Origin of the sequence: Clostridium niameyense (assembly GCF_001243045.1) — a bacterium.
GTDB lineage: Bacteria > Bacillota > Clostridia > Clostridiales > Clostridiaceae > Clostridium_F > Clostridium_F niameyense.
Genome location: NZ_LN849007.1, coordinates 1,063,890 through 1,077,662 on the forward strand (window position 1 = coordinate 1,063,890; position 13,773 = coordinate 1,077,662).

General features: G+C 27.5%; 7 protein-coding genes. All 7 read left to right on the plus strand.

What is annotated here, in order from left to right; all coding sequences use genetic code 11:
* Positions 1 to 188: 188 nt before the first annotated feature.
* Positions 189 to 926, plus strand: coding sequence for a thioesterase II family protein (locus BN1711_RS06125; protein WP_050607293.1), 738 nt, complete (start codon positions 189 to 191; stop codon positions 924 to 926).
* A 2-nt stretch (positions 927 to 928) separates the two neighbouring features.
* Positions 929 to 1,615, plus strand: a complete 687-nt coding sequence (locus BN1711_RS06130) for a 4'-phosphopantetheinyl transferase family protein (protein WP_050607294.1) — start codon at positions 929 to 931, stop codon at positions 1,613 to 1,615.
* Positions 1,616 to 1,634: 19 nt separating this feature from the next.
* Positions 1,635 to 3,209 carry an AMP-binding protein gene (locus BN1711_RS06135; protein WP_050607295.1) on the plus strand — a complete coding sequence of 525 codons (1,575 nt, stop codon included), beginning with the start codon at positions 1,635 to 1,637 and terminating at the stop codon, positions 3,207 to 3,209.
* 5 nt (positions 3,210 to 3,214) lie between these two features.
* Positions 3,215 to 6,685, plus strand: coding sequence for a non-ribosomal peptide synthetase (locus tag BN1711_RS06140; RefSeq protein ID WP_050607296.1), 3,471 nt, complete (start codon positions 3,215 to 3,217; stop codon positions 6,683 to 6,685).
* A gap of 69 nt (positions 6,686 to 6,754) precedes the next feature.
* Positions 6,755 to 12,316, plus strand: coding sequence for a non-ribosomal peptide synthetase (locus BN1711_RS06145; protein WP_050607297.1), 5,562 nt, complete (start codon positions 6,755 to 6,757; stop codon positions 12,314 to 12,316).
* Positions 12,317 to 12,393: 77 nt separating this feature from the next.
* A complete protein-coding gene (locus BN1711_RS06150; protein WP_050607298.1) occupies positions 12,394 to 13,476 on the plus strand; it encodes a saccharopine dehydrogenase NADP-binding domain-containing protein in 1,083 nt (360 codons plus the stop codon).
* Positions 13,457 to 13,681, plus strand: coding sequence for a hypothetical protein (locus BN1711_RS12705; RefSeq protein WP_243128198.1), 225 nt, complete (start codon positions 13,457 to 13,459; stop codon positions 13,679 to 13,681). The genes BN1711_RS06150 and BN1711_RS12705 overlap by 20 nt, the downstream gene beginning before the upstream one ends.
* Positions 13,682 to 13,773: the final 92 nt, after the last annotated feature.

The window sequence follows — 13,773 nt, forward strand, 5'->3', positions numbered from 1 at the left end:
TAGTTTTGGGCTATTTTACAAATAAAAATATTTTTATGGAGTAGAAAAAAAAGATAATAAGAAGTATCATATAAAAAAGAGTTGACTATAGCTAACTTAATTGATGGATTTATTTGTGAATATTATAGAAAAATATTTTATATTTTGAGAATGAAGAAGAATTGTTATATGAGCGAAGGGGGATATAAATGTTTCAACCTGGAAAATTAATAAAAGATTTAGATACAGTAAAGGAAACGGATTCTATAATGTATTGTTTTCCTTACGCAGGGGCAGGAGCAAGTACATTTCGTAATTGGAATAAAGCTTTAAACTCAATTTTAAAAGTATGTCCAATACAATTACCAGGAAGAGAAGAAAGAATATTAGAAAAACCTTATCTAGATATGGAAAAATTAGCAGATGATATTGCCCAATTAATTCTTCATACATCTAATAAATTTTTTTTGTTTGGTCATAGCATGGGAACAAAAATTGCTTATGAAGTTGAAAAAAGATTAGAGGCAAAAGGAAGGATTACAGAACTTTTAATAGTGTCAGGTGGTAGAGTTCCACATATATCAGAGCCACATCCAATATATAATTTACCAGATAAAGAATTTGAAGAAGGCTTAATTAGATTCGATGGAATGCCAAAAGAAATTATAAAAAATAGACAACTGTTTCAGTTTTTTCTACCTATAATTAGAGCGGATTTTATATTAGATGAAAGTTATAATTCTACAAACACAAAACCTTTAAAATGTCCTATTTTATCATTAGGAGGAAATGAAGATAAAGATGGGAATTTGGAGGAGATAAAAAAGTGGGCGTATTATACTGAGAATGATTTTAATTATCGTATATTTAAAGGTAAACATTTTTTTATAAAACAACAAGAAAAAGAAGTGCTTATGGAAATTAAGAAGAAAATAGTAGGGTTATAAAAGTGTTAATTAAATATTATTACAATGACAATTTAAAAAATATAGGAAAGCTTTGTTTATCAGATTGTGAAATTCATATTTGGATAATCAATTGGAAACTTTTAATTAAATGGTCATTAAGTTTACAGCATATATTAACGGAAAAAGAACAACGATATATATTAAAATTTAGAAATTATTGTGATAGAATGCGGAGTCTTACAGGTAAAGTAATTTCTAAAATGTTGTTATCTCAATATATTGGGATAAAATATAGTGAAATAGATATAAAAATTGGAACATTCGGTAAACCAAGTTTGTTTATAGGAGCTAATAAAGATAATATTCACTATAACATATCACATTCAGGAGAATTTGTGGTACTTACATTTACTAAATTAGAATGTATTGGTATTGATATTGAACTTATTAGAAATATTGATAATTTTGAGGAAGTGGCATTAAGTTGTTATACAAAAGAGGAATGTAATGAGATTATAAAAAATAGAGATTATAAAATTTTTTTTAAATATTGGACAGCTAAAGAGGCCTATGTAAAAGCTTTAGGGTTAGGATTAAATAAGGATTTTAAGTCTTTTTCAATAAGAGAAAATAAGATTATAGAAAAGGGACAAATATTACCTAGGTGGAAAATATTCAAGCTAAAAGTTCATGATCAATATTCAGCTCACATAGTTGTAAAGCTATAAACCATAAGGGGAGGGTATTTTGAATTCAATAAATTGTTATAATAAAAAGATTTATCCCAATAGGCAATATACAATAATATCATGGCTTTATAAAGTAATAGGAGATAATAAGGACAATATTGCGATTGTTGATGGAGATGAGTGTATAAGTTATGAAACCTTACAGAAAAAAATAGAACAGTATGCTAAGTTTTTCTTGCGAATAGGTATTAGAGCTAAAAATAATGTAGTATTACAAATACCAAATAGCAAAGAATATGCATTTTCATTATTTGCATTGGTAAAAATAGGTGCAGTACCTGTAATTACAAATTCTCAATTTAGAGAAAAAGAAATAATAGGAATTATTAAAAAAACAGCAGCAGTAGCATATGTTTATTGTGGAAAATTTAGTGAAATTCCTTATAGGGAACTAGCAACTAAAGTAAAGAAAAAATACTGCAATGTAATTTTATGTTCAACAGATAATATAGAAAATGAAAAAGATGGTATATGCAAATCTTATAATGCAAGTGTTAATGAAACTGCTATTTTAATGATGTCTGGGGGAACAACAGGTTTTCCTAAAATAATTCCTATAAGTCATAGTATGATTTTTTTACATCTTTTCTGCTACATAAAAAGATTTAATTTAACTTCTGATGATGTTTACCTTGCAGCATTGCCCTTAACACATAAACTTGGCCTGTATTCACCAGGTTTCCTTAATATATTGTTTATAGGGGGAAAATCGGTAATATGTAGGGTAGGAAGTTGTGATGAACATTTTTCTATAATAGAAAATCAAAAAGTAACAGTTACATCAATAGTACCTACAATAGCTCGAATATGGATTGATTTTTTAGAATATGATAAAAGTTATGATTTATCAAGTATTAGGTTGGTTTCTATTGGAGGTTCAATGATAGATTCAGAAACGATATCAAGATTTATTAATAAAATTCATTGTAATGTTGGAATTATATATGGTACTACAGAAGGATTTTCAATGTATGGAATGTACAATAGAAATAGCAAAAGTATTTATAATGCTTATAAATATTTAATATCAGGATATGAAGATGTGAAAATTATTAAAGATAATGGTGCAATAGCAAAAGAAAATGAATGTGGTGAATTAGTCATAAGGGGACCTTATACAATTAAGAATTATTATAATTTATCAGATAATTTGGGTGATAAGTTTACTCATAATGGATATTATAGAACGGGAGATAAAGCATGTTATGATAAAGAAAAAGGTTATCAGATAATTGGTAGGATTGTAGATCAAATTAATAGGGCAGGAGAAAAAATTGATCCTAATGAGATAGAAGAATGTATATGTCATCATCCATACGTGAAGGAGGCTATTGCTGTTGGAGTAGAAGATTATTTTTTAGGAGAAAAAAACTGTTTGTTTATAATACCTAAAAATAAATCAATAACATTACAAGAAGTACGGGTTTTTTTGAAGAAAAGAGGTTTAGCTTATTATAAAATTCCTGATAAATTAGTTCTTATTGAGAGTTGGCCACTTACACAAGTTAATAAAATTGATAAGATTAAATTAAGAAAAATAGCAAAAAAATCAGACTATGCAAAGGAGGCGTAGATAAATTGAGTGATAAAATAAATTACTTAGATTTTAAAAAAATTATTATTGACATTTTACAAAATTCAATTAATGAAGACATAGAACAAAGTAACTTAGTTGAACTTGGATTAAACTCATTGAAAACAATGTTAATAATTAATGAATTAAGAAAAAGACAAATTAAAGTTTCATTCTCTCAACTTATGTCAGCTCCCTATGTTAAGGATTGGTGGAAAATAATTAAGGAACAATTTAAAAATAGTACTTTTGAAGAAATTAATTTAATGAAAAAGCCCTATTGTAGGGAATATCCTTTAACAGATGTGCAATATGCGTATTGGCTAGGAAGAGATAATAATCAAATTTTAGGTGGAGTATCTTGTCATATATATTTTGAATTTAAGTGTGGTGCAATAGATAAAAGTAGATTAAATGATGCTTGGAATAAGGTGCAAAATCATCATTCTGTATTAAAAACAAAATTTCTATCTCAGGGTAGACAAATAATTTGCGAAAATACATATAAAAATAACATAACTGTTTATGATTTAAAAAAGTTAAGTAATGAAAAAAAGAATGAAAAACTAAAGGACATTAGAGAAAAGATTTCTCATAGATTAATGAAGGTTGAAGAGGGACAGGTAGCAGATGTAATTTTATCAAGTCTTAATGAGAATGAAAGTATAATTCATTTTGATGTTGAATTGTTAGTAGCTGATTTAAGAAGTATTAAAATAATATTAAAAGATTTGTTAGCTGCCTATGAAGGTAAAGCTTTATCAACAATACCGTTAGAATGGGATTTTTCTAATTTTATTTATGATAAATTACAGGAAGATACAATAGATTTTCAAAATGCACAAAAATATTGGAAAAACCAAGTAAAGGATTTACCTGGGGCTCCGCAATTACCTTATTGTGGTAATCCCTATAAGATTAAATCACATAGGTTTATTCGTAGAAATTATATATTAAATAAAAATAGACTAGATTTATTAAAAAAATATGCTTGTCAAAATCATGTGACTCCAGCAATGATTTTCTTAACTATATATGCAGAAATATTAAAAAGGTTTAGTACTTCAGAAGAATTTTTGATAAATGTTCCCATTTTCGATAGACCACCAGAATTTGAAAATGTTGTAGCAGATTTTACAAATACAGTATTGTTACCTATAAAAAATGTAGAACAGAATAATTTTATAGAAAATGTATTGCAAATTAAAGATGAATTTTTGGAAGTGATGCAATATTCATCTTATTCTGGAGTAAGGGTAATAAGGGATATATTAAAAAATAATTTAGGACAAGAGGTAATTGCACCAGTTGTTTTTTCGTGTGACTATGAAAATTCTATAATTAATGAGAAATTTGAAAAAGCATTAGGAAAATTAAGTTACATCAGTTCTCAGACGCCACAAGTGTTGATTGATTTTCAAATTATTGGAGTTGCTGAAGGGTTAATGCTTTCTTGGGATGTTGTAGAAGAGGCATTTAATGAAGACGTTATTGAAGTTATGTTTGATTGTTATATTAAAAGTCTAAATTGGGTGATTGATAATTCTCACAAATGGAATGAGACTTTATCTATAATTGATGAGAATTTTTTTATTAATAGATATTTAAATATGAATAACTTAAATCAAAGAAAGTCTAAATGTATTCATGAAGAAATATTTAAAAATGCTAATTTAACTCCTGAAAAGATAGCAGTAATTGAATCAGATACAGGTAAGGAAATTTCATATAAAGAACTTATTAAAAAATCTAAAAAATTGGCTACGGTTTTAATAAAAAATAATATAGGTAAGGGAGATAAAATTGGAATTAGACTGAAAAGAGGAAGTAATCAAATTATAGCAACGCTAGCAGTGCTTGCTGTCGGTGCAAGTTATGTTCCTATAGGAATAAAGCAGCCAATTAATAGGGTGGAAAATATAGTATTAAAATCAAAAATAAAATATGTAATAACAGATTTAGATGATATTACTCCTATTGATACTAATATTAAAATTCTTACAATTGATTCAAAATCTTTAGAAATGGAAGATGAAATACAAAATATTATTATTTCAGATCCCAAAGATATTGCTTATATAATATTTACATCAGGAACAACGGGAGAACCAAAAGGCGTTGAAATTACTCATTCTGGGGCTTGGAATACAATTAATGAAGTAAATTTAAAATGTGATGTAAAAAAAGAGGATAAGCTACTTTCTATTTCATCAATGGAATTTGATTTATCAGTATATGATATTTTTGGCGTTTTAGCACGAGGGGGAACAATAGTATTAATTGGTGAAGGTAAAGAAAGAGATTCATCTATATGGGTTTCATTGATGGACAAATATGAAATAACTTTATGGAATTCAGTTCCATTTTTATTGGATATGTTATTATCTATGGCTGAAGAGGAGAAAAAAATATTCCCATTTTTAAGGAAAGTTATGTTATCAGGAGATTGGATTGGTTTGGATCTACCAGAAAGGTTAAATAAAATAGCACCAAAAGCAGATATATTAGCCATGGGTGGAGCTACAGAAGCATCAATTTGGTCTAATTTTTTCGAAGTGAAACTGCCTATACCAGATAAGTGGGTATCTATACCTTATGGAAAACCGTTATTTGGTCAACTGTATAGGGTTGTTGATAAATATGGTAGGGATTGTCCTGACTGGGTTCCCGGTGAATTATGGATTGGAGGTAAAGGAGTAGCTAATGGATATGTTGGTGATGAAGTTTTAACAAAACAAAAATTTGTAAATTTTAAAGGTATTAGATGGTATAAAACTGGAGATACAGGGCGATTTTGGAATGATGGTACTATTGAATTTTTAGGAAGAAATGATACGCAAGTAAAAATAAAAGGACATAGAATTGAGCTTGGAGAGATAGAAAATTCAATAAATAAATATAAAGGAGTAGTTAATTCAGTAGTTTGTTCTATTAAAGACATAGAAGGAAAAAATAAAAATCTTGGTGCTTATATTGTTATGAAGGATAAGTATATGGAAAGTGGTATTTCTAATAAAAAAGAAGAAAATATAGATAAAATTAAAGAGTTTTTAAGATTATATTTGCCGGAATATATGATTCCATTAAAGTATTATATTGCAGAAAGTATGCCGCTATCAGGAAATGGAAAAGTTGACAGAAAGAAAATTGCAAAAATTTTAAGCGAATGTCAGGGTATTTCTCAATCTAAATCAAATTTTGAACTGCCTAAAGGTAAATTGGAAAAAGAACTGGCATCTATTTGGAAAGAAGTTTTGAAAATAAAAAAAATATTTAGAAATGATAACTTTTTTGAAATAGGAGGAGATAGTCTAACAGCAGTATCCTTGATATCAAGAATAAAAAATATGGATATGCTTCACTCAGATATATCTATACAAATATTATTTATACATCCAACCATTAGTTTGTTAGCTGAAGAAATCCAAAGGATGAATAAAGAGTCGGAATTAGAAGTAGAAATTGTAACTATATAAATTAATATTTTCAAGTAAAAACTATTGAATGCTTTTATTGATGAATGAAATGTAAAAGGAGGATGGTCCATGGGAATTCAAGACTATATTGATGAATTAACCGAAAAAAATATCATTATATGGACAGAAGGAGACAATATAAAATATAAGGCTCCTAAGGGTACAGTTACATCTAAGATATTAGAAAGTATAAAATCTAGAAAAGCTGAAATTTTACAATATTTTGGTGAAAATGATGATATGAAATTCACTAAAAACCACAAACTTAGATATGAGAAATTTCCTTTAACTAATATACAAAACTCATATGTGATGGGAAGAAATAATTTATATGAGTTAGGTGGAGTAGGTTGTCATGGATATATTGAAGTGGTTTTTGATGAGATACTTGATAGGGATAAAATAGAAACTGCATGGAATAAAGTAATTCAAAAGCATGATATGTTAAGAGCAATTATATTAAATTCTGAATATCAGATAGTGCAAGAAGCAGTGCCTTATGTTAAAGTTCCTTGTATAGATTTAAGAGAAGCAAATGAAGGAGTTATTAAAGAAAGAGAAGATCTATGTAATAAATTAGCTAATAAGCAGTATGAACTAGGAGAATGGCCTATGTGTGATTTAGCTCTTAGCATAGAAAATAAAAAAAGTATAATTCATTTTTCGTTAGATATGCTTATTGCGGATTTTGTAAGTATGAATATTATTTTAAATGATTTAGAGTTGTTTTATAGAAACTCAGATATGATTATTATACCAACTACACTTTATAGGGATGTTGTAATTTATCAAAGTAAGCAGAAATCATTAAAGTCTATGGCTAGACGTGAAGCTGAATTATATTGGAATAAAAAGATACGAGAAATGGGTGAAGCACCCGATTTACCAGTGTTAAGTAATAATAATGATAATTTTAAATTTTTTCAGAAAAAGGTCTTTATAGATAATAAATTATGGAATAGTTTTTGTAGCAGTGGGAGTAAGCATAGGGTAACTCCATCAGTACTAATTATGTCTTGTTTATCAGAAATTATATCTTTATGGTCTTCCAATAATAAATTTTGTATTAATACAACACTTTTAAATAGACCTAATATCTCAGATGACATAGACAAAATTGTTGGTGATTTTACTGATGTTAATATAACATCAGTAGAGCTTAACTATAAGAATAATTTTATAGAAAGAGTTCAAAGCTTGCAAGAGACCCTTTGGAATGATTTAGAGCATAATGCGGTTTCTGGTGTAGAAGTATTAAGAAAACTTACAAAACAAAGAAAAAAGAATGTTATTATTCCTGTTGTATTTACAAGTACATTAGGTGTAAGTTCAAAAAATGATATGACAGTTAAAAAAGCTATTGGAAATAAATTAAGTCAAACTCCACAAGTATATATAGATTGTCAAGCATCAGAAGAAAATTCAGGAGCAACTATAAATTGGGATATTAGAGAAGGTATATTTGATGAATGTGTAATAGACGATATGTTTGAAAGTTTTAAAGAATTGATACTTTCAATTTGTAAAGAAGCAGATAAAATATTTTTACTAAAACATCCGGCTAAACTACCATATGAAACAGTAGAAATAAGAACTAAGGTAAATAATACACAAAAGAACATACAGCCAATGATGTTAGAAGATGGATTTTTAAATTCCCTAAAAAAATATCCTAAAAAAACGGCCCTTATAACTGAGGATGGAGAGTATACTTATAAAAAATTATCTAAATATGTTGTAAGTATTATAAATATTTTAAATCAAGAACATGTGAAAAAAGGAGATACAGTAGGAATTAATATAGATAAAGGGGTATGGCAAATTGCTGCAGTTTTGGCAACATTGATTGTTAAAGCAACATATGTGCCAATTGATTTTACTCAGCCAACAATAAGAAAGAAAAAGATCATTAATAAGGCAGGAATAAAATTAGTTTTTTCACAGGAAGAAGAAATAGAACTACAAAAAGATTGTAAATTAGTTAATGTAAGTAGTATTAGTATAGGGAATATGGAAGATATGGAAATTATAAAAATTAATGATATAAAAACTGATAAGGATTATGATAGACCTGCTTATATAATTTTTACATCTGGAACAACCGGTGAACCTAAAGGAGTAATAATTAGTCATAGAGCTGCAATGAACACAATATGTGATGTTAACCAAAGATACAATATTAATAAAAATGACATTTTTTTAGGATTGGCAAATTTATCTTTTGATTTATCTGTATATGATATTTTTGGTTGTTTTATGATTTCCGGAACATTAGTACTACCTAATTCAGATAAAATTAAGGACTCTAAATATTTAGCTGACTTGGTTTTAGTACAAAAAATAACTATATGGAATTCAGTGCCAGCACAAATGCAAATGTTTATAAATTACTTAGAATCAGTAGAATATAATTCAAATATTAATATTAAATTAATATTACTTTCAGGTGACTGGATACCAGTTAATTTACCAAAAAGGATTTATAGTATATTAAATAATACCAAAGTTGTTAGCTTAGGTGGAGCAACAGAAGCATCAATTTGGTCTATATTATATGACATTGAACAAGATAAGTCTTTTGAAAAAAGTATACCATATGGTAAACCTATGTATAATCAAAAATTCTATATTTTAGATGAGAATATGCAACATTGTCCCAATTATGTAGATGGTAGCTTATATATTGGGGGAGTAGGATTATCCTTGGGATATTTAAATGATGAAAAACAAAATAAAGAAAAATATTGTATTTTACAAGAAACACAAGAAAGAGTATATAAAACAGGTGATAGAGGCTGTTATAGAAAAGATGGTGTAATTATATTTAAAGGTAGAGACAAAGGTGATGAACAAGTAAAGATTCATGGGCATAGGGTTGAGTTACCAGAAATACGTTCTGTATTAAATGAACATCCATCAATTAATTCAGCTGTTACTTTAGCAATAGGAGATACTCCAGATAATCTACACATTAATGCTGTTGTTTCACCAATGATAAAAAATAATTTAGGGGATATTGTTGATGACGAAGAGGAAAATAAATTACTTAAAGGTATAGGAAGTCATTATGAAAATAGTATAGATGAAAATTTATTTAAATCTTGGCTTCAAAAGTCAGATATGGTGGTGATAGCTGATATCTATAATACATTTAAAACTTATGGAATCTTTAATTATGCTAATATTGCATATAGTTTTGATGAAATTATAGAAATTATGAATACTCCTAAAAAATTATATAAGTTAATTAAAAGATGGCTTAATGTATTAGTTGAAGAAAAAGTTATTATTTTATGTGATGAAAAATATAAAGCAATTAATACTGATCATGAAAAACTAAATTCATCAAAATTGTGGAATGAATTTTATAAAATAGAAGAAAAGTTTAATTATAGTAAATCATTCTTAGATTATTTAAAAAAGTCTAGTGATTTATTACCTCAACTGGTACAAGGAAAAGAGAATCCATTAGATGTATTATTTCCCAAAGGTGATGTGGGACCAGCTATGGCAGCATATCATGATAACAAGATAAATAAAATGCTAAATTATATAACTAAAAAGGAAATACAATATCTTTGCAAAAAGCAAAATAGGGAAAATTCATCAGAAGTATTTCGCATATTAGAAATAGGTGCTGGTGTAGGAGGAACTTCTATTGATGTTATACCTGAAATAGATGGTTGTAAAGTTGAATATTACTTCACAGATCTTTCAACTTTCTTTCTTAATAAGGCTCAGGAAAATTTTAAAGATTATAATTGGGTAAAGTATGGAATCTTTGATATAAATGAAGAATTCGGATTACAAGGATATGAGGCATTTTCTTTTGATTTGATTTTATGTGCAAATGTATTACATAATTCTAAAGATGTACATTATGTAATGGAAAATTTAAAAGGAATGTTAAAAGAACAGGGAAGCATGATAATTTTAGAAGAAACACAAACAAGTTATATGTTATTAACATCTATGGAGTTCAAAGACGGATTAACGGGTTTCTTAGATGAACGTAAAGATAAAGATCAAACTTTTTTCACAAGATCACAATGGGAAAATATATTTAATAATCATAAAGGTAAAATTGTGTATGAATTTCCTAATAAAAAAAGTAAATTAGATCTATTAGGTCAGACAATTTATATCACACGTTTTGTTGGAGAGTATAAAGCTATAAATAAAAAACAAATTAAGGAGTACTTAGAAAATACGGTTTCATCATATATGGTACCAAATGATATCTTGGTATTGCCCAATATTCCATTAACAGCTAATAAGAAAATTGATAATAAAAAACTAAAAGACTATTTTATTAAAATTGAAAATAATGTGAGTACTAAAGAGCAGAGTGAATTGCCTCAAACAGATTTAGAAAGAAGAATTGAAGAAATTTGGTGCAAAGAATTAAATATTAAATCTATTGGCAGAAATGATAATTTTTATCTAGTAGGTGGAGATTCACTTTTAATTGCTCAGGTTATAGGTCAAATGTTAAAAAAATTGCCAGAAATAAAAGGGTGGGAATGGAGTACATTGCTTACAGAAATGATGCAAGCCCCAACAATAAGGCAAATTTCAGAGAAAATTGAAGAGTTTCAAAAGGATAAAAATTCCTTTATTGATCCTTGCTTAGTTCATGTAAAAAGAAGTAATGAATCTAATGATAATTCTGTTGCAAAAGTTTTATTTCACGCAGGAACTGGAACATTAACACCATATAATAATTTACTTTCTTATATAGAAAAAGATAGTAAAAATAATGAAAGTATTTTAGGATTTACCTTTGGTAATGATGCAGATTATATTTCTATGGAAACTAGTAAAACATTTAATTTATTGGGGGAAAAATATGGAAAGATATTATCAGATTTAGGATATTCAAAATATATTTTAATTGGACATTGTGTAGGAGGATTAATTGCTTTAGAAGCAGCACATTATCTAAAAAATAAAGGTAAATGTGTTTCAGATGTAACTCTTATTAGTGCTGGAATACCTAGAAAAAAAGAAAAAACCATACTTTCAGATACTACAGATGAAATTTATAAAAAAACTTTACAATCTAGTCTTGATAATGAACTTCTCTTGGAGAGAATTTTTGCAAAATTAATAAATGCTAATGAATATAAAGCTGGATATACAATTGATGAGGAGCGTTTGCAAAAATATATTGAATATTTATCACGAAAAGGTACAGGAGATATAACGGTTGAAGCCTTATGTAATGGTGAAGGTGAGTATGAGGATGTTGCAGCTGAATTTTGTAGGCAATCAAGTAAATCTATTTCTGAGAGATTAAATGCACTTTATAACACTATTGAGAAACCCGATGGCGAATTAATGGAGCATCAGTTAAAAATGTTAAATATATTGTTTAGAATCTTCTCTCAAAATTTTAGATGTGTGGCTAGCTATGAACCTGCTCCATATTGCGGAAATATGAGAATCTTTTGTTGTGAAATACAGGGCAATCACTTTTATCCTGGATTTTTCCAAGAAGACTACGAAACATGGAAGCCTTATGCAAAAGGTAAATTATATTATTCTACTATAGCAGGTCAACACTTTGATTGCATAACGGAGCCAAACTTAGAGGAAAATGTAAAGAAAATTTTAAAATTTATGTATTAATAATTCAATTAAGCAATTCTAAATTACACTATGCAGTTATAAATGCTGCGTAGTGTAATAGAAAGGATGAGTTTGTTATGAAAAGGATAGGTGTTTTAGGTGGTACGGGTAAAATAGGTAAAAGAATAATTAAAATTTTAAAAGATGATTATTTTATTTTAGCTTCATATAGAACAAATAAACAAGAATCAGATGAAAAGTGTAAATTTATACAACTAGATATATCTAATGTAGAAAGATTAAGAGAATTTTGCAGGCAATGTGACATAATCATTAATTGTGCTGGAGCATCATATATCAATGGAGAAACAGTTGCGAGAATAGCATCTGAGTTAAATATTCCATTAGTTGATCCTTCTGGAGAGTCTTTTTTAGAAAATAGAATTGATGATATAAAAAATAAAAATATATTTGTATTATCAAGTGGTTATTTTCCAGGAATGACAGGTTTACTTATGCGTTTTTTATGTGACAAATTTGATAAACCCAAGGAACTGTATGGTATGAGTGCAACAAGAGAAATTCCTAGTAAATCAGCCATTGAAGATTTTATTTTAACTAATATTGCTGGTTTTGGATTGGCTTTAAATTACTACGAAAATGGAGAATTTAAAAGAGATGAGAGCGAATTTATAGAGGTTTTAAAAAATCAGGAGTATAAATTCCAAAATTACTATACAGTGGAGCTTGATAGAGTTGTAAAAAAATATTCTCTTGAAAAAGCCAATTGGTATAATTCAGAATTTTCAAGTAATATCACGCAAAAAATGCAGGAGGCAATTATTAAATTCAGAATTAAAGAAGCTTCATATGAATTTAAAGAAATAACAAATGACATACAACAGGAGTTCAAAAAAAATATAAAAGATAAAGAGCCGTTTAATTATATACGTATTTGTGTTAAAGGGACTAATGGAAATACAGAACTTTGTAGAAAGGTAGAAATAACTAACAAATATAGTAGTGATATCAGTGCTGTAATAGCGGCGTATACGGCAAAAGCTATTTTAGATTTAAGTTTAAATAATGGCATATATTATGCAATGGACATAATTGATGTAGATACTATAATTAGGGATTTGCCTAAATTTAACATAAAGTTAAATTTAACTGAAAGCATAATAGAGGATGATGAATGTTATGAAGAAGGAGAAATCTAAACTTCATATAATTGGAGATTCACATAATAAAAAGGTTTTATTGATACATGGTATGGGATTTTACTGGGAAAAATGTTTTTTTAGTATTATTAATGAGTTAAAGAAAAAATATTGTTTGCTAATACCAGAACTGGAAGGTCATAATTTAGATTCTGTAGGAGAAATATCTTCAGTATATTCAAGTGCAAATAATATTATTGAATAAATTTATAATTATAAATTAAGTGATTTATACGCTGTTTATGGAATATCACTAGGAGCAAGCATAGCCCTAGAAATAGCTTTAAAAAGAAAATT